This is a genomic window from Pseudomonas sp. GW823-FHT06B06, from assembly GCF_058795195.1.
On record NZ_JBXAHO010000004.1, the window covers coordinates 254,651 to 277,998 of the forward strand.

At 58.5% G+C, this 23,348-nt stretch carries 29 protein-coding genes; 27 read left to right on the forward strand and 2 right to left on the reverse strand.

From position 1 onward, the window contains the following. Positions 1-73 precede the first annotated feature (73 nt). The 4 genes from AC1Q8Q_RS05600 (at position 74) to AC1Q8Q_RS05615 (ending at position 3,995) form a co-directional block, all read left to right on the forward strand. Complete coding sequence (locus AC1Q8Q_RS05600; RefSeq protein WP_099313157.1) at positions 74-829, forward strand: PFL_4669 family integrating conjugative element protein; 756 nt, start codon at positions 74-76, stop codon at positions 827-829. After that, positions 826-1,344: a DUF3158 family protein gene (locus AC1Q8Q_RS05605; protein ID WP_095963971.1), complete on the forward strand. Its 519-nt coding sequence runs from the start codon at positions 826-828 to the stop codon at positions 1,342-1,344. Before AC1Q8Q_RS05600 ends, AC1Q8Q_RS05605 begins: the two co-directional genes overlap by 4 nt. Next, positions 1,341-1,796, forward strand: a complete 456-nt coding sequence (locus AC1Q8Q_RS05610; protein WP_095963970.1) for a single-stranded DNA-binding protein — start codon at positions 1,341-1,343, stop codon at positions 1,794-1,796. Before AC1Q8Q_RS05605 ends, AC1Q8Q_RS05610 begins: the two co-directional genes overlap by 4 nt. A 231-nt stretch (positions 1,797-2,027) precedes the next feature. Further along, on the forward strand, positions 2,028-3,995 hold the full coding sequence (locus AC1Q8Q_RS05615) for a DNA topoisomerase III (protein WP_135846684.1): 1,968 nt from the start codon (positions 2,028-2,030) through the stop codon (positions 3,993-3,995). Between the two features lie 35 nt (positions 3,996-4,030). Here AC1Q8Q_RS05615 and AC1Q8Q_RS05620 read toward each other — a convergent pair whose 3' ends face one another. Continuing rightward, the gene (locus AC1Q8Q_RS05620; RefSeq protein WP_237149618.1) at positions 4,031-4,384 is read right to left on the reverse strand and encodes a hypothetical protein; all 354 of its coding nucleotides are present in this window, start codon (positions 4,382-4,384) and stop codon (positions 4,031-4,033) included. A 95-nt stretch (positions 4,385-4,479) separates the two neighbouring features. Between AC1Q8Q_RS05620 and AC1Q8Q_RS05625 the strand changes: the two genes are divergently transcribed. From AC1Q8Q_RS05625 to AC1Q8Q_RS05730, 22 genes are all read left to right on the forward strand, one after another. Then, on the forward strand, positions 4,480-4,821 hold the full coding sequence (locus tag AC1Q8Q_RS05625) for a helix-turn-helix domain-containing protein (protein ID WP_095963968.1): 342 nt from the start codon (positions 4,480-4,482) through the stop codon (positions 4,819-4,821). Positions 4,822-5,689: 868 nt separating this feature from the next. Further along, positions 5,690-6,247, forward strand: coding sequence for an STY4534 family ICE replication protein (locus AC1Q8Q_RS05630; protein WP_099313156.1), 558 nt, complete (start codon positions 5,690-5,692; stop codon positions 6,245-6,247). A gap of 70 nt (positions 6,248-6,317) precedes the next feature. After that, a complete protein-coding gene (locus tag AC1Q8Q_RS05635; RefSeq protein ID WP_095963966.1) occupies positions 6,318-6,575 on the forward strand; it encodes a hypothetical protein in 258 nt (85 codons plus the stop codon). 89 nt (positions 6,576-6,664) lie between these two features. Beyond that, a complete protein-coding gene (radC, locus tag AC1Q8Q_RS05640; RefSeq protein ID WP_099313155.1) occupies positions 6,665-7,159 on the forward strand; it encodes a RadC family protein in 495 nt (164 codons plus the stop codon). A 53-nt stretch (positions 7,160-7,212) separates the two neighbouring features. Continuing rightward, positions 7,213-7,962 carry a DUF5983 family protein gene (locus tag AC1Q8Q_RS05645; protein WP_095963963.1) on the forward strand — a complete coding sequence of 250 codons (750 nt, stop codon included), beginning with the start codon at positions 7,213-7,215 and terminating at the stop codon, positions 7,960-7,962. Positions 7,963-8,064: 102 nt separating this feature from the next. Beyond that, the gene (gene pilL2 / locus AC1Q8Q_RS05650; RefSeq protein ID WP_095963962.1) at positions 8,065-8,607 is read left to right on the forward strand and encodes a PFGI-1 class ICE element type IV pilus protein PilL2; all 543 of its coding nucleotides are present in this window, start codon (positions 8,065-8,067) and stop codon (positions 8,605-8,607) included. Then, positions 8,604-9,272 (forward strand): chemotaxis protein, encoded by a 669-nt coding sequence (locus AC1Q8Q_RS05655; RefSeq protein ID WP_099313153.1) that lies wholly within the window; start codon positions 8,604-8,606, stop codon positions 9,270-9,272. The genes pilL2 and AC1Q8Q_RS05655 overlap by 4 nt, the downstream gene beginning before the upstream one ends. Positions 9,273-9,281: 9 nt before the next feature. Continuing rightward, positions 9,282-10,001 (forward strand): TIGR03759 family integrating conjugative element protein, encoded by a 720-nt coding sequence (locus AC1Q8Q_RS05660; RefSeq protein ID WP_099313152.1) that lies wholly within the window; start codon positions 9,282-9,284, stop codon positions 9,999-10,001. Beyond that, a complete protein-coding gene (locus AC1Q8Q_RS05665; protein WP_099313151.1) occupies positions 9,983-10,531 on the forward strand; it encodes a lysozyme family protein in 549 nt (182 codons plus the stop codon). Before AC1Q8Q_RS05660 ends, AC1Q8Q_RS05665 begins: the two co-directional genes overlap by 19 nt. Beyond that, a complete protein-coding gene (locus AC1Q8Q_RS05670) occupies positions 10,528-11,043 on the forward strand; it encodes an integrating conjugative element protein (protein WP_099313150.1) in 516 nt (171 codons plus the stop codon). The genes AC1Q8Q_RS05665 and AC1Q8Q_RS05670 overlap by 4 nt, the downstream gene beginning before the upstream one ends. Positions 11,044-11,052: 9 nt before the next feature. Continuing rightward, complete coding sequence (gene traD / locus AC1Q8Q_RS05675) at positions 11,053-13,158, forward strand: type IV conjugative transfer system coupling protein TraD (RefSeq protein ID WP_135846686.1); 2,106 nt, start codon at positions 11,053-11,055, stop codon at positions 13,156-13,158. 90 nt (positions 13,159-13,248) lie between these two features. Further along, positions 13,249-13,980 carry a TIGR03747 family integrating conjugative element membrane protein gene (locus AC1Q8Q_RS05680; RefSeq protein WP_095963956.1) on the forward strand — a complete coding sequence of 244 codons (732 nt, stop codon included), beginning with the start codon at positions 13,249-13,251 and terminating at the stop codon, positions 13,978-13,980. Positions 13,981-14,475: 495 nt separating this feature from the next. Beyond that, positions 14,476-14,877 (forward strand): helix-turn-helix domain-containing protein, encoded by a 402-nt coding sequence (locus tag AC1Q8Q_RS05685; protein ID WP_099313149.1) that lies wholly within the window; start codon positions 14,476-14,478, stop codon positions 14,875-14,877. A gap of 240 nt (positions 14,878-15,117) precedes the next feature. Beyond that, a complete protein-coding gene (locus AC1Q8Q_RS05690; protein WP_099313148.1) occupies positions 15,118-15,453 on the forward strand; it encodes an integrative conjugative element protein, RAQPRD family in 336 nt (111 codons plus the stop codon). Continuing rightward, a complete protein-coding gene (locus AC1Q8Q_RS05695) occupies positions 15,450-15,689 on the forward strand; it encodes a TIGR03758 family integrating conjugative element protein (protein ID WP_095963953.1) in 240 nt (79 codons plus the stop codon). Before AC1Q8Q_RS05690 ends, AC1Q8Q_RS05695 begins: the two co-directional genes overlap by 4 nt. Before the next feature lie 17 nt (positions 15,690-15,706). Further along, entirely contained in the window at positions 15,707-16,078 is a 372-nt protein-coding gene (locus tag AC1Q8Q_RS05700; RefSeq protein ID WP_095963952.1) for a TIGR03745 family integrating conjugative element membrane protein, read from the forward strand. Between the two features lie 7 nt (positions 16,079-16,085). After that, positions 16,086-16,499 (forward strand): TIGR03750 family conjugal transfer protein, encoded by a 414-nt coding sequence (locus AC1Q8Q_RS05705; protein WP_099313147.1) that lies wholly within the window; start codon positions 16,086-16,088, stop codon positions 16,497-16,499. Beyond that, positions 16,496-17,137 (forward strand): PFL_4703 family integrating conjugative element protein, encoded by a 642-nt coding sequence (locus tag AC1Q8Q_RS05710; protein ID WP_135846687.1) that lies wholly within the window; start codon positions 16,496-16,498, stop codon positions 17,135-17,137. Before AC1Q8Q_RS05705 ends, AC1Q8Q_RS05710 begins: the two co-directional genes overlap by 4 nt. Then, positions 17,134-17,946: a TIGR03749 family integrating conjugative element protein gene (locus tag AC1Q8Q_RS05715; protein WP_135846688.1), complete on the forward strand. Its 813-nt coding sequence runs from the start codon at positions 17,134-17,136 to the stop codon at positions 17,944-17,946. Before AC1Q8Q_RS05710 ends, AC1Q8Q_RS05715 begins: the two co-directional genes overlap by 4 nt. Then, the gene (locus AC1Q8Q_RS05720; protein WP_135846689.1) at positions 17,936-19,453 is read left to right on the forward strand and encodes a TIGR03752 family integrating conjugative element protein; all 1,518 of its coding nucleotides are present in this window, start codon (positions 17,936-17,938) and stop codon (positions 19,451-19,453) included. Before AC1Q8Q_RS05715 ends, AC1Q8Q_RS05720 begins: the two co-directional genes overlap by 11 nt. Further along, a complete protein-coding gene (locus AC1Q8Q_RS05725) occupies positions 19,416-19,832 on the forward strand; it encodes a TIGR03751 family conjugal transfer lipoprotein (RefSeq protein ID WP_135846690.1) in 417 nt (138 codons plus the stop codon). Before AC1Q8Q_RS05720 ends, AC1Q8Q_RS05725 begins: the two co-directional genes overlap by 38 nt. Continuing rightward, complete coding sequence (locus AC1Q8Q_RS05730) at positions 19,832-22,585, forward strand: conjugative transfer ATPase (protein ID WP_135846691.1); 2,754 nt, start codon at positions 19,832-19,834, stop codon at positions 22,583-22,585. Before AC1Q8Q_RS05725 ends, AC1Q8Q_RS05730 begins: the two co-directional genes overlap by 1 nt. Before the next feature lie 39 nt (positions 22,586-22,624). Here AC1Q8Q_RS05730 and AC1Q8Q_RS05735 read toward each other — a convergent pair whose 3' ends face one another. Next, positions 22,625-22,882: a LasR-specific antiactivator QslA gene (locus tag AC1Q8Q_RS05735; protein ID WP_135846692.1), complete on the reverse strand. Its 258-nt coding sequence runs from the start codon at positions 22,880-22,882 to the stop codon at positions 22,625-22,627. A 149-nt stretch (positions 22,883-23,031) separates the two neighbouring features. Between AC1Q8Q_RS05735 and AC1Q8Q_RS05740 the strand changes: the two genes are divergently transcribed. After that, entirely contained in the window at positions 23,032-23,286 is a 255-nt protein-coding gene (locus AC1Q8Q_RS05740; RefSeq protein WP_135846693.1) for a helix-turn-helix domain-containing protein, read from the forward strand. The last annotated feature ends 62 nt before the right edge of the window (positions 23,287-23,348 follow it).

The following is a 23,348-nucleotide window of genomic DNA, read 5'->3' on the forward strand; positions in this document are numbered from 1 at the left end:
CATTCAAGTTTTTCGCTGCCCTCAAGGCTCATCCGTCACAAGGTGCTCGCCAAGCTTATGCGAGGACTCCACCGTGGCCGATCACTACCAGCTCAACCTGGGCTCATTGCGCAGCAGCATTACGTTAACGCTGCACACCCATCACGCCGCTCGCATCTGGCAAGGCCGGACTGCACGCGAAGGTGTTCACTCGATTATGGGCATGGCCGGCTATATCAGCGTCACTAACCTGATTAAGCAAACCGCGGCACAGGACGACCCGTATGCCGACTGGGCCATGGTGCAACTCGAAGAAAAACTGCTGCAGGCCAAGGCTGGGATGCTGGAACTGACCCAACAGCTTGATCGGATCAGACAAGACCTGCCGACCCAAATCGACATGGGCGACAACCTCAACATCCACCCCGTAACCTTGCCGTTGTACATCGGCAGCCAGTTGGGCTTCCTAGCGGTGTACCTGTTGACCGACTACGACACGCTGGTGCGCCATACCCTATTGGCGCATCACACCGCTCTTATCGGTCGCACGGACATGGAAACCTGGATCGATGACGGCGCCCATCTACTGCGAAGCCTATTCGGCTTGGCGCAGCGTTACCGGCATGCCGGTGTTACGCGCGATGACATGGCAGCGAGCAACGCTCGCGCCCTGGCGGCCATCGACAAACTGGGGTTGCCCCCCATGGACATCCTCGGGGGTCATCGCCGCTCCCAGTTTGCGCCACCGATCATTCGCCGAGGTGCTGTGCCTAAGGATGACGCTGAGACTCTGGCTGAGGAGCCCAGTGGACCATCAACGACCGTGGATGAGCCTGAGGGCGACGCATGAATCTCAAGCACCCTGTTCAACCGATAGCCTTCGCAGGGCTGACATCAGATGCCTATCGACAGCTCGAACACGCAGCCTCCCTAAAAGGCCTTTTAAAACCATTTAAGGGTAAGGGGGAGTTGGAGCACCTGGCGCAAGTTGCGAGGGAAATCGAGGCGCAACTATGTCGTTTGATGGAAACCGTGGCGCAGCAGGCAGAACGCCTTCCTTACTCGCTGCTGGATTTTCGCCTGGTGTTGCAGAACACCAGCGCTGGCAGCACCTTCCTGCGCTGGCGCTCCCGTGATTTCTCCCGAATGGGCGTTGTGGTCTGGGAACAGCAACTCAGCAACAGAGCCTTGCCGCAGCTGGTACGCGAGGGCTTGCACCGATTCGAATGCGACCGCATTGTGCTGAACCTGCAGATGAGCGTGATGCATTCAATACTGCGCCAGGCCACCACCTGCGCGATCAAAATGGCCAGTGCCGACGAGCGGCTGCGCCAGTTCACTACAGCAGTGGAGGTATCACGATGAGTACTTTTTTTGTCGGCGAAGGCAACATCGGCAGTGCGCCAGAATTCCAGGAGTTTGCCTCAGGCAATGACGAGCCACGGCGTCTGCTGCGACTGAACGTGTACTTCGATAATCCCGTGCCGCGCGATGGTAGCTATGAAGATCGGGGCGGTTATTGGGCACCGGTTGAGCTCTGGCACCGCGAAGCCGAGCATTGGAGCATGCTGTATCAGAAAGGCATGCGCGTGCTGGTCGAGGGGCGTACGGTCAAGGATGAGTGGGAGGACAGTGAGGACAATGCGCGGGTGACCTTCAAGATCGAGGCTCGTCGGGTCGGTATCCTGCCTCACCGTGTACAAAATGTGGTCATGCGCGAGCGTTCCAGTGAACAGTCGGTGACTGGAAAAAACGGAGGACAAGGTACAGAGCCAGCCAGTCCACCAGCATCGAAGCCCAAGAAGCGTCGAGGGTAGCAACCTACGGATTGATGGGCTGGCATTAAAAATGCGCCTTTACGCGGGTCTGCTGTACTACGCGTACTCCCTACGCGTGAATATGCGCGTTATGCCCAGACGGCAGAGGGGCAGCAACCTCTCTTCAAGACTGTTCCACTGACTAATATGAGAAGCCTGCAATTCGGGTTTCTCATACCCCGCATTAGCTGATTCAACAACTCTGCTTCGGACCTTATCTGGAGCAGTCTTATGCGCTTATTCCTTTGCGAGAAACCCTCTCAAGGTCGAGACATCGCCAAAGTACTCGGAGCCACCCGTCGCGGCGAAGGCTGCCTGCTCGGTATCGAAACAGCCGTCACCTGGTGCATCGGCCACCTACTCGAAGCAGCCCCACCGGAAGCCTATGGCGAACAATACAAACGCTGGTCGCTGGAGCATTTGCCGATCATTCCCTTGGAGTGGAAAGTCGAGGTCAAGCCCAAAACTGCTACCCAATTCAAAGTCATCAAGCGCCTCCTAAAAGAAGCTTCCACCGTAGTGATCGCGACCGATGCTGATCGCGAAGGTGAGATGATCGCTCGCGAACTGCTGGAGCTCTGCAAGTATCGAGGCCCCATTCAAAGGCTCTGGTTATCCGCTCTCAATGAGACCTCCATCCGCAAGGCATTGTCCTCGCTGAAACCCGACCACGAGACCTTCCCCCTATACCATTCAGCCCTTGCCCGCAGCCGCGCTGACTGGTTGATCGGCATGAACCTCAGTCGCTTGTTTACCCTTCTCGGCCGGCAAGCGGGCTACGATGGTGTGCTGTCGGTTGGACGGGTCCAGACACCGACATTACGTCTGGTGGTTGATCGGGATCGCGCAATTGCCAGCTTCATCCCCGTGCCTTACTGGCAGGTGGAGGTGCAGCTATCGTCGAGAGAGCAGCAGTTCCTTGCGTCGTGGTTACCACCAAGCTCGGGGCGGGATGAGGCAGGTCGTTGCCTGCAACAAGGGCTTGCCGTTAAGGCAGTCCAGGCGATCAAAGCAGGCAAAGTTGCCACGGTGCTCTCACTGCAGACTGAGCAGCTTCGCGAAGCGCCGCCCCTACCCTTTGACTTGAGCACGCTGCAAGAAGTCTGCTCACGCAAGCTGGGGCTCGGCGTCCAAGAGGTGCTGAATATCGCCCAGGCCCTGTACGAAACACACAAGGCCACCACCTATCCGCGCAGTGATTGCCGCTATCTGCCAGAGAGTATGTTCAACGAGGTGCCCGCGGTGCTCGATGCCTTGCTCAAAACAGATCCCGCACTGCAACCCGCCTTAGACAAACTCAATCGATCATTGCGTTCACGGGTGTGGGACGATGCCAAGGTCACTGCGCATCACGGCATCATCCCTACCACCGCCCCCACGAATCTTGCGCGGATGTCCGAACCGGAGCGCAACGTCTACGAACTGATTCGCAGCCATTACCTAGCGCAATTCCTTCCTCACCATGAATTTGATCGCACCGAAGTCGAATTGGCGTGCGGCGGACAGCGGTTGACCACCGTGGGCAAGCAGATCCTGGTCCAGGGTTGGAAGAGCCTGCTCTACGACACCACAGAGGATGAAGAATCCGCTCAAAAGTCCCAGGTACTACCGGTTCTGCAACAGGGCACGCCGTGCAACGTGATAGACGCTGGACTCAAGGCCATGCGCACCGCGGCTCCCAAACCACTCACCGAGGGCGGTCTGATCAAAGCCATGAAAAACGTGGCCAAACTGGTCAGCGATCCACGGCTGAAACAGAAACTTCGAGACACCACCGGTATCGGTACCGAAGCCACGCGGGCCAACATCATCAAGGGATTGATCGACCGTGGTTATTTGCTGAAGAAAAAACGCGCCTTGATGTCTTCGGCCGCGGCTCATACGCTGATCGAGGCGGTGCCTGCAGCGGTCGCAGATCCGGGAATGACGGCGATTTGGGAGCAGGCCCTGGACGAAATCGAAGCCGGACGCCTACCTCTTGATGCGTTCGTCGCCAAGCAAGCGAACTGGATTGCGCAGCTGGTCGAGCATTGTGGAACGCTTAGACTGGTAGTGCCTACGGACAACGGGCCAGCCTGCCCAATGTGCAACGACACGATGCGCAAGCGTAAGGGGAAGTCCGGACCGTTCTGTTCTTGCGCCCGTTATCCTAACTGCAAGGGCACCTTGCCCATCAAAAACAAGGCCCAGCGCACCTGATACTGATCCGTACGACTCTGAGATCGATGCGCGGGTTAGTGCATCATCAACGGCCGCTGGTCCTGCTCCAACTCGCTCAAGGGCTGTCCGATTTCACGGGCCAAGGCGATACCTGCCGAGATCCATATCTGCCCCAGTTCGTTGAACGCTTTCAGATGAGCAGGACTCTCATTGAGCCAGTGAACAAGACTGTCGAAGTGTTCGGGGTTGCCCGGGGAATCATGGATCTCGATGACCAGTTCCACTGCTCGATCCCAAATGGGGTCCATGACGTCCTCGCTCTCATCTTCCATGCTCAACCAGTCCTCACCTTCATTCACACTGACCACTACGCCTCTGGAGCCCAAAGGACCAGAAACCACGTCGCGGTAAATGTCGATTTCAGTCAAAATAACAACCCATGTAGTCGATATTCAACTTTTAAGGATGTTCATGTCAACGAGTCTTTGCTCAACCATTCGGGTTGAACTGGAGAACTCATCACTTGGCACATAAGCATCCCACCCAAACCCAAATCGGGCGCATGATCGCGAAGCACCGAACCGAGCGCCATCTGACCCAGGAAGAGGTCGCTGAACGCTTGGGGATCGGCAGCGAAGCGATATCGCGCCTGGAGCGAGGGGTGGTGGAGCTGTCCGTCGCCAAACTGATGCAATTGGCGGACATCTTCGACTGTCGAATGGATGAATTGCTGACGGAGTCCAGCAGTCGCCCCAACGACCAGAGTCAGATGATCATGGGGCTGCTGAGCGGACTGAAAGAACATGATCGCGCCTTTATCCTCGCCACCGTCGAACAGTTGGCCGCTCATCTCGGAAGTAAGTGAGCATTGGCCTCTGGCTTGACGCTGTGACGCTCTTTCTGCTGTAGTCATTCGGGTTCATCGCCGTTGGCGACCCAAGACCGATTAGCTCCGGGCAGCTCGGTCGGACTCGATGAGTTCGGAGCCTTCTTCTCCGTGGATCATATTCCGCCCTCATGCGTTGCTGATCGTGGCAGCGGATGACCACTGCTGCCGCACAGCGACAGCAGTGGTCATCCGCTTCGGCGGTCGTATTCAATTCCGGAGCCCGCCGGCGAAACACTGGGCACCCTTTGTGCGCGGATGCGTGCCAGTACGTTCCGATCCAGGCCACGACAAGGGTCGGTTGGCGAATCGTTACGCAGTGAAGCAAGCTTTGCGAGGAGCTTTTCGACTGCATAAGATCGCCAAAGGTGGCTTGTCTCTTCCTCGCCTGGCGACACAGCCAGGCTTGCTCTTCATTTTTTTCATTCCAGTGATTGCCACTGTATTCCGGGTGTAAAAAATCGGGTTGCAGCGTCTTGACGCTCCCCTTTGACAGGCTTATAGAAAGGGCGTGGTCCGCTGTCGTTGACAGCCCAGCCCAGGTAGCCAGAACCTTCAAGGCTACGCCACGTTTGTGGTGGTTTACCCAAGTGCGATTAGCGTTCGGAAGCTCGCACGGTTACCGCTTCAGCGGTGATGAATGCCCACTCCCCCCCTGTCTACGGACTTTTGCCGCAGACATCCTTCTGCTGTAGCGCTGTTCACCCAGACGCATCGTCCTGTTCGTCATCGGTTTACCGATGGCGGGTCGTTCATTGCGGATCTTCACCTTACCCACCCTGACGGGGCTCACTTTCCTGTCAGGGATCGTGCGTCGCCGTTTTTTTCTTGAAACAGGAGAACCACCATGGCCCACGCCAACCACCCCCAAGAAGCGACCACTTACTTCAATCTACACACCGCCGGTATCGGCTATCTCAACCGTGTTCGTGAAGTACAGGTTCGCCGCGGACAGCCGTTCATGGCCTGTGATATTGCAGCCCTGCACGGTGCTAGCGATGCGGTGGAATACACCCGCTTCGATTGCAAGGTCGCTGGAGGCGAAGCAGAACGTTTGATTCGCCTCTACATGGACGCCGTCAACGCTGAGAAAAAGGTGTTGCTGTCGTTTCGTATCGGCGACCTGTGGATCGACCCCTTTCTCTACGAGAAGGGCACCAAACAAGGTCAACCAGGCGCCAGCCTGAAAGGTCGTTTGCTGTTCATCGACTGGATCAAAGTCAACGGCACGCTCGAGTACAAAGCGCCCGCCAGGCAGGAAGCAACAGCACCTGCTGAGCAGGCGCCTACCAATGAGTCCGCTCCAACCTCGGCTGATACCGAAGCTGAAGAGAACGAACCCGAAGCCAAACCTTCGCCACGCACGGCTCGCCGTGGCTCTACTCAAACCGCTCAGTCCGCCTGAACGGTTCGTAACGCCCTCACCAAGGCGCTCCTTTGAGCGCCTTTTTTTTAACCGACATAGGAGTCCTCTCATGGAATCCTTCTGGCTTTGCGACGAATGCTTGTTCGCTGCCGCTTATGAGGACTACGGCGCGATTTCGCTCTACTACACGGTGGATCAAATCGCTCAACGCATCGCCGCTCTCCAAGCTGGATTGGCTCGACTGATGCCCATCAGCGCCGACTTCGATGCCGAGGCCGGCTGGGGAGTCAAAGCCTTTTCCTCGCTGCCCTGCGATGGCTGCGGCTCTCCCCTACACGGTCAACGTCACCAGTTCACCAGGTTGTAAACAGCCTACAACCGCAACTTCATACCCACCGAGGGGACATCACTCCCCTTGGGTGTGAGCCCCTGAAGATCCAATTCGGAGGCACTACCATGAGCAATCAACTCACCCTGATTGACACAACTGAGCTTGAGACTGATCGGCTCGCGCAAGAAAACCGCGTGATCGATGAAGCACTGCATATTCTGGATCGTCGGTTGTTCAGTCGCGGACCCGGTCTGACCTCTCCCGACGTCGTGGCTTCGTTCCTGAAACTGCATTTAGCTCAGCAGGATCATGAAGTCTTCGGCGTGATCTTTCTTGATGCCAAGCACCGAGTGCTGACGTTCGAAGTGCTCTTTCACGGCAGCATTGATGGGGCCAGCGTATACCCCCGCCAGGTCGTTAAGCGCTCCATGGCCCATAACGCCGCAGGCGCCATTTTTGTTCACAACCACCCCTCTGGTTGCACCGAACCCAGCCAAGCAGATCGCATTCTGACCGTTCGGTTGAAGGAGGCCTTGGCGCTGATCGAAGTGCGTGTATTGGACCACTTCATCGTGGGCGAAGGTCGTCCGCTGTCCTTTGCCGAGTACGGTTGGCTTTAACCCTTACAGGCACCCTCGGGTGCCTTGTTCATTGTTAGCCTGGAGAACCTCTTATGAACCCTATCCATCAAGTCTCCGCGCTGCGGGTAGATTCAAATCCTTTTATGCGTGGCTATCACAGCCTGGCTATCGAGCGGCTGCTGCAAATCACCTATGACAACTACTGCCCACCCTGCCTTCGCCCCTTGCATCACTCACAAGCCCATCTGTCCGACGATGAACTGCAACTGTTGTCCTGCGTATTCAATGACGATTTCGCCCTGATCAGCGAAGGCCAATCCATTCCGGACGAACTGGATGACCGCTGCCAGTCTATCGGACAGGTCCGCCAAGTCATCTACTCGGTGATCGGTGAAAGACTCAGCCAGAAGCACCATGTCGGTGACCTGTACTCTCTGGAAGAAGCTCAAACCGTGATCCGTCACTTGAGCTTCGAAACCGGGCACTACAGTCGGTCCTGGGAGATCAGTACGGCCCATCTTCCCGCAGAGGCGATGTCTTATCTGCAGGAACGGGTGTCCAACGAGCCCAAGCTAACGGGGCTGTTTTTCGAGCTGTTCACATTGCCAGACTGCGACGGCATCGGATGCAAGCTGATCGGCACACCCTGGACCGATGAGCACCTGTTGAAAATCGACAGCGGTTCTTACTTGTCCCTCAGACAACAACAACTCGATGCCGGTACGCCAGAAGCCTTGGTCAAGGTGTTGTACCTGGCGGCGTTGGCGGATGTGCGAATGTTGATCTTCGACCCCTGGGCATCCGTCTTACCCGGACTCGAGGTTTTCAACGAACAACCATGAAACGTGCCGCAGTAATACGCGGCTCCCTGAATCGCCTTTCTCACTGAATCACCCTTCCCCTCATGTCAGGTTCTGCACTGAATCTGACATGAGGATCTTTCCATGACCCGCTTTTTCACGCCGATTTGCCTGCTGGGCGCACTGAGCGCGTGTACTGCACAAGTCCCCAATACATCGCCACCCAAACCATCGACCGAGAGTGAGATGAGTCGGGGCCCATCCAAAATGGGTGCGGATGATGACGGTCATCAGGCAGAACTTCGCTATGGCCGCTATACGTTGGTGAGCACCGCAGCCACCACGGAGCAACGGGACCTTCTCGCCCAGATCATCGACGTAAACATTCCGTCGAACCTGAGTCCTTCGGTGCAGGATGCGCTGCACTATGTGCTGCTGCGCTCGGGTTATTCGCTCTGTCCTGATGCCGCGTCAATGAAAGTGCTCTTCAGCCGTCCATTGCCGGCGGCTCACTACCGACTTGGTCCGATTCCTTTGCGCGGCGCACTTCAAGTGCTGGCCGGTCCGGCCTGGCAACTCACGGTCGACGACTTCAACCGCTCAGTCTGCTTCGAGCCACAAAAAGTCGACACCCGCGCCACGCCAGTCGCCTCTACTTCGTCCCGCCAGCCGGGGACTCGCCCATGAAACCTGCAACGTTTCAAACCCTGATCGTTGGAGGGCTGTGCCTGGCTGTCGCGGGCCTGAGTGGCGGTTTATATAACCAAACTCAGCGCATGGCGGCGTTACAGGACAGTAGCGCCCAACACCAACAGATTCTAGATACCCTGCAGCATGACTCGAACGCTCTCAAGGATACGCAGGAAAAATTGCACTACACAGTGAAAGACCTGAGACAGATGGTCGATGCCGGCGAGCAACAAGCCAGTGTCCTCGACCCGATGCTGGATCAGTGGGCACAAGAAATTCAGGAACTGCGCGACGGTCTGGCCGCCCGAGCTACCGAGGCAGACATGACTGCGTTACGGGCACGCCTGGAGCAGATCGAGAAGCAGCTCCTGGACCTCAACTCCAGACCACCACTACCACCGCCACCCTCTGCTGCCAAACCGAAAAAAACCGCTCTACCCAAGCTCATCCCACTCCTGCCTCCATTTTCGGTGTTGGGTGTTGAGTCCCGCGGTGGAGAGCGCTTTCTGGCGATTACCCCGCATGACAGTCGCACTCTCGCTGATGTTCGACTGCTGCATAGCGGCGAGCAATCAAACACCTGGCGCTTGAAAGCGCTGGAACCCACCTCGGCCATTTTTGCGGTGACCGAGCATCCAGACCAAACCGTGCAGTTTCCTTGAGCAATTGGCATGAACAGAGCGCTGCTAGCAACCGTATTCTGCCTCGCGTCAATGATTGCCATTGGCTCTGCACACGGAGAAACCGCTGCGATCCACTCGCAGATTCAGGACACTCAGTCCATTCCCTTAGAGCGCTCCAGCACGGCACAGGCTGCGACCTGGGGATTGTCAGAGCAGGAGTGGTCACGCTTCGAGCAAATCCAAGCGGGCCCTCGCGGTTTCTGGAGCCCAAATCTCGATCCATTGACGGCACTCGGGGTCGAAGCCGAAACCGATCAGGAGCGCCAGCGTTATGCCGAGTTGCAAGTCACGCTGGAGGCTAAACGCGCCGAGCGCGAACTGGCCTACCAGAACGCTTATACCGCCGCCTGGGCCAAGCTGTTTCCCGGGCTGCTGCCGATCCAGGGCATGGCGTCCGTGTCCCCTGCCAGCTCACCCGTCGCACCTCGCCCAGCCTTATTCGTGGAGGACCAATGCCAACCGTGTATCGCCGAAGCGCTGCGCCTGCAAAGCAGTGACACAGCGTTCGACATCTACCTGGTGGGCAGCCAAGGCAAGGATGAACCGGTCCGCACCTGGGCGCGGCAAGCAGGCATCGACCCGACTCGGGTTCAACGCCGACAGATCACCCTGAATCATGACCGCGGCCACTGGTTCAGCCTGGGCGCGCCGGGGCCGCTGCCCGCCACGTTCCAACAGGTGAATGGACAATGGCAGCGTCTCGACTGAGTGGACTTGTCCTCATGCTGATGATGCTGTCGGCTCAGGCCGACGAGCTGCCGCCACCGGCCTACCAACTGGCAGCGCATAGCGCCGACATTCCCTCGGCGGTGCTGTTCGCCATCGCCCTGCAGGAGAGTGGTATCCGTGTCCGTGGTCGGCTGCTGCCCTGGCCCTGGACGCTGAATATCGCCGGAACACCCTACCGTTTCGCCAACCGCCAAGCGGCGTGCCACGCCTTGCTTCAGGCCCTCGTCCGACATGAGGCCAAGCGGGTCGATGTCGGGCTCGGACAAACCAACCTGGGTTACCACGGACAACGCTTTTCCAGCCCTTGCGAAGCCCTTGATCCCTACCGAAATCTCGCCGTGACCGCCGCGCTGCTACGTGAGCATCACGCCGCCACCGGTGATTGGGTATTGGCTGCCGGACGCTATCACCGCCCGGCAGGAGGTGCGCCGGCCGCGCGCTACCGCGTCGGCTTTTCCCGGCAGCTCGAACGGCTGCTGGTTTCCTTTGAACAGGTCACTCCACCATGAAACCAATCGCCCTTACCTGTTACTCCATCCTGCTCTTGGCACCTCTGGCCCAGGCGGAACTGACGACTGACGAGGACTGGCGTGGCGATTTCCCACAGCCCCATTTTCAATCGACGGGTATCCGTATAAATGACAGCGCCCCGTCTGATCGGACCAGTCCTACAGACCTGTCCACCTTTGCAGACGAGGCCTGGATACTGCCGGTCAGCAGCTCTCAATTGAGCCCAGGCCCGATCACGCCTCGCCCGCTGAACATGCCGGGCTTGCAGCCGTTCTTTCTGGTGGGCGACGATCCTCAGTCGCTGGCCTGGCTGCGTCAACGCGCTGCTGGACTGCGCGAAATGGGCGCGGCCGGCCTGGCCGTCGAAGTCGCTGATACCGCAGCCCTGTCGCGGATCAGAGCCGCGGCTCCGGGCATCACCATCTTGCCAGTCAACGGCAACGACATCGCCAGCCGTTTGCAGATCGAGCACTACCCCGTCTTGGTCACCCCCACCTCGCTGGAACAGTGAGTCCGAGCCATGGCCGAGCATGTGATGGAGTCCAAGCTCCGGCCCGCCGTGGAGCTGTACACCGTCGCGTTCTGCATCGCTGCTGCGACGCTGTGCATGTATTCGCCCTGGGCCGTGGCCCTGTCTCCCGAGATCGGCAGGTTCGCGGCGCTGGCCTATGCCTTGTTCGGCTTCATCCGGTTGCGCCAAGCCTGGGAGGTACTGCGTTATCGTCGCAATATCCGCCGGCTGCCCCGCTTCGAATTGACCAGTCGACAGATCCCTGTCAGCCGCAGGCGTCTGTTCATGGGCCGCGGCTTTCGCTGGACTCGACTGCACACCCAACGTTTAGTCGAGGCCCAAGATCCGGCCGTCGCCCGTTATGTCGACCAACCGGCCAGCTACCGTCTGGCGCGTGGGCTTGAGCGGCGTTTAGAGCATGCGCCATTTCCGCTCTCGGCCCTGGCGCGTGTCACGGCCTGGGACCATGTTTTCAATCCAGTGCGTCCGCTACCACCGGTAGGCGGTTCACCTTTGCTGCATGGCGTCGAACCGGACGAGATGGAAGTCAGCCTGCCGCTGGGCGAACGCGTGGGACATACCCTGGTGCTGGGCACCACCCGTGTCGGCAAGACGCGACTGGCTGAGGTGTACATCACCCAGGACATCCACCGCGTCGACCACGAAGTAGTGATCGTCTTCGACCCCAAGGGCGATGCCGACCTGCTCAAGCGCATGTACGTCGAAGCGCGTCGAGCCGGCCGGGAGAAAGAGTTTTATGTCTTCCATCTGGGTTGGCCGGAGATCTCGGCCCGCTACAACGCCGTGGGACGTTTCGGGCGTATTTCGGAGGTGGCATCGCGCATCGCCGGACAGCTTAGCGGCGAAGGGAACTCAGCCGCCTTCCGCGAGTTTGCCTGGCGCTTCGTCAACATCATTGCCCGCGCCCTGATCGAACTGGGTCGGCGCCCGGACTACCTGCAGATTCAACGGCATGTGGTCAACATTGACGCGCTGTTCATCGAGTACGCCCAGCAGTTTTTCGCCAAGACTGATCCGAAAGCGTGGGAGGTCATCGTCCAGATCGAGGGCAAGCTCAACGAGAAGAACACGCCGCGACATATGGTGGGACGAGAAAAACGCGTGGTGGCCATCGAACAATACCTGGCGGCGAAACGGGTATTTGATCCGGTGCTGGACGGACTGCGTTCGGCCGTACGGTATGACCGGACCTATTTCGACAAGATCGTCGCTTCGCTGCTGCCATTGCTGGAGAAACTCACCACCGGCAAGACCGCGCAATTACTGGCCCCCAACTACACCGACCTGAATGACCCGCGCCCGATCTTCGACTGGATGCAGATCATTCGAAAACGCGGCATCGTCTATGTTGGTCTGGATGCCCTGACCGATGCCGAGGTCGCCGCTGCGGTGGGCAACTCGATGTTTGCCGATCTGGTCTCGGTTGCCGGGCATATCTACAAACATGGCATTGATCAGGGGCTACCGGCAGAGAGTAGTAGTACAGAAAAACTGCCCATCAACCTGCACGCTGATGAGTTCAACGAGTTGATGGGCGATGAGTTCATACCGCTGATCAACAAGGGCGGCGGCGCTGGCATCCAGGTGACAGCCTATACCCAGACCCTCAGTGACATCGAAGCGCGCATTGGTAACCGTGCCAAAGCCGGCCAGGTCATCGGCAACTTCAACACCCTACAGATGCTTCGCGTGCGTGAGACCGCCACCGCCGAGCTGCTCACCCAGCAGTTGCCCAAGGTCAATGTGCTGACCAAAACCCTGGTCTCGGGCGCCACCGACACCTCCGATCCTGAGGCCACTACGGACTTCACCTCGTCCTCGCAGGATCGTGTCAGCAGCACCAGCGTACCGTTGATCGAGCCTGCCCACATCGTCAGCTTGCCCAAGGGACAAATGTTCTCCTTTCAAGCCGGCGGCCAACTCTGGAAGGTGCGAATGCCGTTGCCTAAACCCTCCAATGACGATGCCATGCCCAAGGACCTGCAGGAGCTCACCCAGCGGATGCGGGCAGCCTACAACGAGAACGCGGGGCAATGGTGGAGTGCGAGCGGGGGTGGCCCAACCATTGTGTTCAATCTGGATCAGGTGGGGTAGCCCTACTCTGCCGGCGGTTTCAGACTCGAGAGAGCACATTTAGAAGGCACTCTGACAACGTTAGTCCTGCCGTGCGCGACGGAGCGAAAGATGGCGACTTCTACACAAAATACGCCTCCACAACCGATGCAGCGCCCAGGATTGATCGTCTCGGCGATCAGCCTGGTCCTGCGCATCATTGGATTATTGATCGCCTCGCTCCTGTTCTCGATCCTGGTCGAGTTCGCTGGCTTGCTGCTGTTCTGGGGTGACCAGGGCTGGCGACACAGTCAGACCATGTTGACCAATGAACTGGGCTGGCTCAGCGAGAACTTTAAATCGTCACTCATCATTCAACAGCCCGGGCAAACCACTGCCCAGTGGCTGGATTTTCTCAATCAGTGGTTGTTGGTCAAGACCGGCTTTGCGGACTTTGCCCTGCTGGCACGGGTATCGAGTCAGGGCAACGGTATATGGAGTTGGATCAACCAGCTCTACGTGAGCATCGAGGATTTTGTCTTGGCGGCGGTGTATGTCACCTTTACCTTCGTCGTGCGCCTGACCATCCTGGCTCTGGCTACACCGCTATTTCTGCTGGCCATGTTCACCGGTTTTGTGGATGGTTTGATACGCCGCGACCTGCGCAAGTTTGGCGCGGGCCGGGAAAGCAGCTTTGTTTATCACCGCGCCAAACGAGCAGTGATGCCACTGCTGATAGTGCCCTGGATCATTTACCTGTCCTTACCCTTTTCGCTCAATCCAATGGCCGTATTTTTACCTTGCGCCGCGATGCTTGGTATGGTGATGGCGATCACAGCAGCGACTTTTAAGAAGTACCTTTGAACTGCCGAGCTTGAAAATTGAGTATCACTTGTTTACGGATGTGCTCGCCAACCGATGCATCACCTGTGATCTTCGTTTCTCCTGGACGTCAACCGATGACACTAATCCATCGCTCGCTGAGGGCACGCGCTAGCGTCTGATGAATCAACTGAAAGCATCACGTGAGGCCGTCAAGGATGCGAAGGTACGATACCGTCAAATCAAAATTGCAAGGTCCAGTGTTCACTCGGACAAGGTAGCCCTTGAAAAAAGGTGGCCGGCCCGGTGAAATGGCGAGCATCTGATTTTTATTCAACGCAGAGTCGTCGATGCCGCCTGTGCAGAGTGGTATATGAAAACAGTGACGGGATTTGCGCTTTCTAAGACCCGAAATATCGGCAGGTGCGCGCTCGGAGATCCGAAAGTCGCGGCTCGGTTGCCATTCCCGCCGCCCTTACTCTGCAATTGACATAAAGCTTTTAACCCGGCTACAAACCAATATACCTAGGGACGCTCATGTCGCTCAAAACAGCATTTGCTTCGGTACTCAAAGCAACCCGCACGGCTCGCGGGCTTTCCCAGAAAAATCTTGCCGAAGTAAGTAGCCGGACGTACATCTCGAAATTGGAGCGCGCCCAGTGCAGCCCCACTCTAGAGATGATGAGCGCTTTGAGCGTACCGCTGAATTTGAGTCCTCTGACGTTGATTGCTATGACCATGAGTGTTGAAACAGGCCATTCCGTCGCATCGATCGTGAATCGTATTGAGGACGATCTAGCTGAACTCGCCCAAGCAGGCATTAACGAAGGTTTACAGGTGCTGGCACCAGCGAAGCCCCATAAAACCAAGGCTTTCTCTCTGCAGGGTAGGCAACCAATGAAATCTCACAAGCAAACTGAATTTTTATTTCTCGAGTAAGCAACTAAAACGATTCGCGGAAGGTGAGCTCACACTCCACGCGCCTAACCCTATTCTCAAAAACTAGCTGGAACCCAAATTCAGAGCTTGAACACTCCGTGTGTGCTGCTACAGAAGTAAACCTGGTTAAAATTCCAACGTCGTCCCCCTCAGCAAAACGATAACTTTCGCCTCAGTTTTTTTGCAGTTATTTTGCTCCCCTTTCTCGATTCTGCCCCTAATGCACTTAGGGCCATAATCATGCCTGCTTCTATTATTCAATGTCTGTTACTCCTCTCGTTGGCCGTCTTTAGTGGCATCAGCTTTGCCGCATCTGCTCATGAGCAAAATCAGCTCAACCTAGTCCAACAGCAGCTTGACACTATCGAACGTCTTGCCACTCGCGCCGAAACAAACCGTACATCAGAACCCAACGAGCGCTACCGCTTCGATTATCCCCGCTTGACCCAGGACATCCAGCGCATTCGCCGAGGGGTACAGGGTTACCTGTCCCCCTCCCGCGCTCAACCCCGCGACCCCGGCGAGCTGACCGGCGATTACCGTCTCGACGCTCCGCCCGCGGAGCCCTCGCCATGAGCATGACTGACGCCCAGTCCTCAGCTTTCCAAAACGCCTCCGGTTTCTCGGCACAGAACAGTTCGACGCTGTGGCTGTCCCTGGTTCTGGTCCTGGCGTTGCTCTGGTGTGCCTGGGTGATGTGGACCGCTTACCGGGGTTGGGCGGTCGGCAGCGTGCGCTTCGGCGCATTTGGCGGGAGTACCGCACGGGTACTGCTCGTCTTGCTGATTTTGATGTTTTTCACCTTGTCCTAACCCAGGAGATCGCCGTCATGCTCAAGTGCCTTGTCCCTCTGATACACAATCTGCGTGATCGCACCAACCAGCGCTTGATCGGTCTGCTGCTGGTGCTTGGTCCCAGCCTGGCTTTTGCCGAACTTCCGACCATGGAGGCCCCTTCGCGTGGCGAAGGCTCCGGTTTGATCGAAACCATCAAAAACTACGCCTACGACGGCGGCATTCTGCTCGGCCTGCTGATCGCCCTACTCGCCTTTTTGGGCGTGGCCTGGCATTCGCTCACCGTGTATGCCGACGTGCAAAACCAGCGCAAAACCTGGAAGGATCTCGGCGCGGTGGTGGGTATCGGCGCCCTGCTGGTGGTAATCATCATCTGGTTCCTGACCAAGGCTGCTGCGATTTTGTGAGGTCGACATGAACGACACAATCGAACATCTTGCCGACGGCACCTTGGTCTTTCTGCCGGAGCGACTCAATCGTGATCCCGCCGTATTGCGGGGGTTAACCAATGATGAGATGTGGATAGCGCTTGGCACCGGCGCCGTCATTGGCCTGCTGCTGGGCGTGCCTCTGGCGATCGCCACCGCGTCCATTGCGGTGGCGCCGACCGGCATGATCGTGGGTATGGCGTTGGTATTATTTGCCGGCGGCACGCTTTTGCGTCGAGCCAAACGGGCTCGCCCCGAGACCTGGTTGTACCGCAAGCTCGAATGGGTACTTGCCAGCCATTGGCGCCTTGGTCGCGGACGTTTGATTCTCCACTCCGGCGCCTGGACGGTTCGCCGTTCGCGTCGACTGCGCCCTGCCCTGTCTCGGTGGCAGCCATGAGCCGTTTTCGGAACAAGGTCGATGCCCAACAGGCGCATATCTTCAGCCTACGCCTGGCGGTAATAATCCTGACCCTGCTCTGTGCCGGACTCTGGTACGGCTGGCGCTCGGCACCGACCGATCTGACCGTGCATGTACCACCGGATCTGCGCTCGGGCAGCACGCGCAAGTGGTGGGATATTCCCTCGGAGAATGTCTATGCCTTTGCCCTGTACATCTTCGGTCAACTCAACCGCTGGCCCTCGGATGGCGAGCAGGACTATCGCCGCGCCATCTATGGCTTGCAGTCCTACCTGACACCCGCCTGCAAGGCCTTCCTCGAGGGCGACTACGAGTACCGCAAGGCCGCCGGCGAACTGCGCCAGCGGGTGCGTGGCGTCTACGAAATTCTGGGCCGAGGCTACAGCGAAGATCCGGAACTCCGGGTCAAGCAACTCGATCGCGACAGCTGGCTGGTCAAGCTCGACCTCAACGCCGATGAGTATTACGCCGCGGAACCAGTGAAGCGGGTGGTGGTGCGTTATCCCTTGCGCGTGGTGCGTTTTGATCTGGACCCCGAACGCAATAAGTGGGGGCTGGCGCTGGATTGTTATCAGGGCACGCCGCAAAAAATCTCCCTGCCTGGAGGTGAGCCATGAAGCGGATGTCTACCCTGGGACTCACTGTCTCCCTGATGCTAGGGGGAGCTGCAGCGCAGGCTGTCGAGCTGATGCACTGGGAGCGCCTACCCCTCGCGGTCCCACTGGTGATCAATCAGGAGCGGGTGGTCTTTGTCGATGAGGATGTTCGCGTCGGCGTGCCCTCAACCCTGACGGACAAGCTGCGCGTGCAATCAACCGGCGGCACGCTGTACCTGCGCGCATCAGAAACCATTGCCCCGACCCGACTGCAACTGCAATCGGTCACGACGGGCGAGATCATCCTGCTGGATATCGCGACCACACCTGGTGATCAACCACTGGAACCCGTGCGTATTCTCAAGAATGCTCAGGTGCAGGCTACCGAGGCTGAAACCAGCACCGCCCCTGTTCCAGAACGTACGCCGATCCCGGTCGCGTTGACGCGCTACGCCGCACAGAGTCTGTACGCGCCGCTGCGTACCGTGGAGTCCCTACCCGGTGTACGCCGCGTCCCGCTCAAGCTGCGCACCGAGCTGCCGAGCCTGCTGCCGACCGAGAATGTGTCCAGCACACCCATCGCCGCCTGGCGACTCGGTGATTACTGGGTGACGGCGGTGAAGTTGCGCAATCGTGGTTCAGAGGCGATGCAACTCGATCCACGCCGACTTCAGGCCAAGCTATTTGCCGCGGCCTTCCAGCATGCTTTCCTCGGGCCTGTCGGCAGTGCGGAAGACACCACGCTCGCCTACCTCGTCACCCGCGGTGCCGGCCTCGAACACGCCATGCTGCTTCCGCCCGTTGCGCGAGGTGCTGACGATGAAAGCTAACGCCTTGCTCAAATGGCTGGTACCGGCTGCGCTACTGGCCGTGGTGTTGATCATCCTGAAAACCTGGGTCGCGGGGGGCAGTAGTTCCTCTCCAGAGAAGCCGGTCGATCAGGGCAACCTTCAGTTATCCGCCGAGCAAGCCAAGTCGCTCGGCATTGCGGGCGATACCCCGCGCGACACCGTCGCCACCCTGGTCGGTCAGGTGAAGGCCATGCGCAGCGACATGCTCGGTTTGAAGAAACACAACGATTCACTGCAGACGGAGAACACCCGCCTGCGCGAGCGGGAAAACAGTGTCGATTCGCGTATCCAGACGGCGCTTGCCAGCGTGACCCAGCAGGTAGACGAAGGCCGCCGACAAGCCAACGAGGCCCGACTCAAAGCGGAACAAGACAGTCGTCAGGCTCGCGGTCTGCTGACGCAATTGCAGGAGCAGTTGTCAGGGCTGACCGGCAAAGGCAAGGATATGCCGATCGGATTGGGGCTTGAGCCGGGCGACGGGGCTCAGTTCGAAGGGCAGCATTCGGCCAATGATCCACTGCAGTGGATTGAGCCCTCGGATGCGCCGACCACCGACGCCCGAGGCAAAACCAAGACTTCCTCCGCGCTGAGTCTGCCTACCACTTTCAACTCACTGGAGGGCCTAAAAGAAAACGCTATTGATCGCAGCCAGAAACAGCTACGGGCAGTCACCGAGGGTGAGCGCGACCTGACACGATCCGCTGATCGTACCGAAGGGGCGAAGCCGGTCTACACCATTCCCGAAAACGCCACGCTGATGGGCTCGGTCGCGATGACCGCGCTGATCGGCCGCGTCCCAGTAGACGGCACGGTGAATGATCCCTATCCCTTCAAGGTGCTGGTCGGCCCCGAGAACCTGACCGCCAACGGTATCGACCTGCCGGACGTTGCGGGGGCTGTGATAAGCGGCACGGCATCCGGTGACTGGACCCTGTCTTGCGTTCGCGGACAGGTCGAGTCAATCACCTTTGTGTTTACCGATGGCACCATCCGCACGGTGCCGCAGCCAAAGGCGGTAGCCAGTCGCAATGCCTCCGCCACCCAGAGTTCGAACACCGACAAGATCCGTGGCGGACTCGGTTACCTGTCCGATCCGTATGGCATCCCGTGCATTGCCGGCGAGCGCCGCTCGAACGCCCAGCAGTACCTCGGCAGCCAGAGCCTGATCACCGCGGCGGGCGCCGGTGTCGCCGCTCTGCTCGGGGATGAGCGCAACAACAGCAGCGTGATCAGTTCGGGCGGCAGTACGCTCGGGGTCACCAGCAGCAGTGGCAACAGTGCACTGAACTCAATGCTCAGCGGTGGAGTCAGCGACATCCGCGAGTGGATCAACAAACTGTATGGCGAAGCCTTTGCGGCCGTGTACGTGCCACCAGCCGCCCAAGTCGCACTGCACCTCGACCATGAGATCACCATCGACTACGAGCCCAAGGGCCGGAGCGTTCGCCATGAAAAAGACCCTGCCTCCCTGCCTGATCTGGATTAGCCTGCTCTGCCTAGTCCTGGCAGGGTGTTCCACCGACAAGGACACATTGCTGCCCCATGGCGAGCAAACCATGCTGGACATCTGGAACGGCGTCGGTTCGCAAGGCACTCAGCAGCAATTGCTGGATGCTCGGCAGCAGCTTCGCCGCTCGCTGGCTCGGGCAGATTTCTCCGCGTCTCGCCAGGAACCGTACACGCGCACAGCGGCGAACGAGATCCGCAACCTGTTCCCTCGCCTGCCCAACCCCGATCTGGTGCTGTACGTGTACCCGCACCTGAGTGGAACCGAGCAGGCACCGATTCCGGGGTACTCGACCGTGTTTCCGTTCTACCAACGTGTGCAGTACGCATTGCCGGGTGAACGTCAGGAAGACTTGTAGTGCGTAGCGGCGATTCGGGCAATCGCACTCCCACATGGAAAGCCTGGCGCAACCCATTACGTCCTCGTGCCACCTTAGCCGATGACGCCGCACTGTATGCGCACAACCCTAGCTTCACCGATCACCTGCCGTGGGTCGAATACCTCAACATCGAGCAGTGTTTTCTGCTCGATGACAATCGCTCGGTCGGTGCGGTGTTCGAGTTGCTGCCCATCGGCACCGAAGGGCGCGAACCCGATTGGCTGATGGCGGCCCGCGATGCCCTTGAGGACGCCCTGCAGGACAGTTTTGATGAACTGGATCAAGCGCCTTGGGTGGCGCAGTTTTTCTGCCAGGACGACAACGACTTCAGCCCCTACCTGACCCGGCTTACCGATTATATTCAGGACAGCGCGCGAGGCACGGTCTTCACCGAGGCCTATTTGGAGCTCAGCCGCCGTCATCTGAAGGCCATCGCCAAGCCCGGTGGTCTGTTTGAAGATAAGGTGGTGACGGGCCTACCTTGGCGCGGTAACAACCGGCGGGTGCGCCTGGTGGTCTATCGCTGGCTTGAGTCTGACGCTGAGGAGACAGGCCTCACTCCAGTGCAATCCCTGCAACAGGCTTGCGAACGTATCGCGGCTTCGTTGCAAGCGTGCGGGGTGCAATCGACGCGAGTCGATGGCCGAGGTTTATATGCCTGGTTGTTACCCTGGTTCAATCCAGCCCCCAGGCTCACCGATGAAGCGCCCGAGGAGTTCTATCAACGCGTGGCCTATCCGGAGTCGGGCGACGGTGAGTCGCTGGAACTGCCCTTCGATCATGACTTTGCCGAGCGACTGTTCTTCAACGAGCCGCGTTCGGATGTGCAGCACGGACTCTGGTTTTTTGATGGTCAACCCCATCGGATCATGGTGGTGGACAAACTGCGCCGGGCGCCCTTGATTGGTCAACTCACCGGCGAAACCCGCAAGGGTGACGCGGTGAATGCGCTGTTCGACCAGTTACCCGAAGGTACGGTGATGAGTCTGACCTTGGTGGTTAAACCGCAGGATGTACTCGAGGATCAGTTGAACCGCCTGGCCCGTAAAGCCATCGGTGAAAACCTGGCCTCGACCCAGTCCCGTCAGGATGTCGAAGAGGCTCGCGCGATCATCGGCCGCCAGCACAAGCTGTACCGCGGCACGCTGGCGTTCTACGTGCGCGGTCTCGATGAACAGCAATTGCACCAGCGCTCAGTTAGCCTGGCTAACGCACTACTGGGTGCAGGGCTGCAACCGGTACGTGAAGGCGATGAAGTCGCCGCCTGCAACAGTTACCTGCGTTGGTTACCGATGGCTTACAACCCGGCCCGCGACACGCGCAACTGGTACACGCGCCTGATGTTCGCCCAGCACCTGGCGAATCTGGTTCCGGTCTGGGGCCGCAGCACGGGCACCGGCCACCCGGGCATCACCCTGTTCAACCGTGGCGGCTCACCATTAAGCTTTGATCCGTTGTCACGCCTGGACCGGGCCATGAACGGTCATCTGCTGTTGTTCGGCCCCACCGGTGCCGGCAAGTCGGCCACCCTGGTCACCCTGCTGATGCAGGTCATGGCGGTGTACCGCCCTCGCCTGTTTATCGTCGAGGCCGGCAATTCATTCGGCTTACAGGGCGACTACTGCGCGACACAGGGCCTGTCGGTCAACAAGGTCCAATTGAAACCTGGCGCCTCGGTCAGTCTCGCGCCCTTTGCCGATGCTTGGCGCCTGGTCGAGCAGTCGGATCAGGTGGCGAGCCTGTCGATCGATGAGCTGGACGATGAGGCGGTAAGCAGTCGCGAAGACCAGCGCGATGTTCTCGGCGAACTGGAAATCACCGCCCGGTTGATGATCACCGGCGGCGAGGCCAAGGAAGAAGCGCGCCTGAACCGAGCCGACCGCAGCTTGATCCGCGAGTGCATTCTCGATGCGGCACAGACCTGTGTCGCGGCGGGCCGTCAGGTGCTGACCCGCGACGTACGCAACGCCTTGCTGCGCGTCGCCGCCGACCCGCACTTACCGGACAAACGTCGTGAGCGTGCCCAGGAAATGGGCGAGTCCATCGACCTGTTTTGCCAGGGTTTCGAGGGCGCACTGTTCGATCGCGAGGGCACGCCTTGGCCTGAGAGCGATGTAACCATTGTCGATCTGGCCACCTATGCCCGCGAAGGCTACGAGGCACAGATGTCCATCAGCTACATCAGCCTGATGAACACCGTGAACAACCTTGCCGAGCGCGACCAGTACCTGGGCCGACCGATCATCATGGTCACCGACGAGGGCCATATCATCACCAAGAACCCATTGCTGGCACCGTTCGTGGTCAAGGGCACGAAAATGTGGCGCAAGCTCGGCGCGTGGTTTTGGCTGGCCACGCAAAACCTTGCCGACTTTCCCACTGCTGCGCAGACCATGCTCAACATGATCGAATGGTGGATTTGTTTAAACATGCCGCCCGCGGAGATCGAAGAGATTGCTCGCTTCAAGAAGCTCACACCGGCACAGAAAGCCTTGTTGCTCTCCGCCAGTAAGGAGCCGGGGAAATACACTGAGGGGGTCGTGCTGTCGAAGAAGCTCGAAACGCTGTTTCGCGCTGTGCCGCCCAGTCTTTACCTCGCCCTGGCCATGACCGAGCCCGAGGAAAAAGCCGAACGCTGGACACTGATGCAGGAGAACGGTTGCTCGGAGTTGGAAGCGGCTTATCGGGTAGCTGAACGAATCGATGGAGCGCGAGGAATAGAACCCGCATAGGGACGTCTATTCCTCGCGCTCTCTAGATTGAGCGGCTGGTTATTGTGATGTTCCCCGGAGCCGCTGCTGAATCCTCAACAGGAATCCGGCTTCAAAAGCATCTTGGCAGTCACCGACAGGAAAGGTCTTGCGGGTTTGCGCTAGCTCCCACCACAGTGGAATCTCCCCAGCTGACTCAAGCCAAGCTTGGGCACTCTGCACGCCACGTTCGATCATCGGCGCAAATTCGTTGCCCCAGGGGGTCAGCAGGCTGACGCATCCATCGGCCGCTGGAATTGAAATGTAGTTGTCGTCCATATGCACCTTTTCTAATTTATTGTTAGACGCTAGATCCAGCCACGAAGGCCATCACGGACTGAATGACACTCGAAGCAGATAGCCTAAATCAATGCCAATGTAGACTATATCCCGTGGATTGAGAGTCCCTCAAGGCGCAATTTGCGCGCATGACTCAAGACTACGAACAGCTTCGTCTGCAGCTGGCGGAAAACATCCGCTGGATGCGACGCATGAAAAACCTGACCCAAGAGCAGCTGGCGCTCATGGCCGAGGTGGATCGCACCTACGTCAGTCAAATCGAACGAAGCACGGGCAATCCGTCGCTGTTGGTCCTGTGCAAGCTCGCCAACATTTTCGAAATTACCGCAGATCAGTTACTTGTGGAACCCGATATCCTGCGCAGCGCCCATCACGTCAAATAATAGTCTTACGCCTCACAAACCCGATAGACCCGCCTTCATAATTTTCACTGACAGTCTTCAGC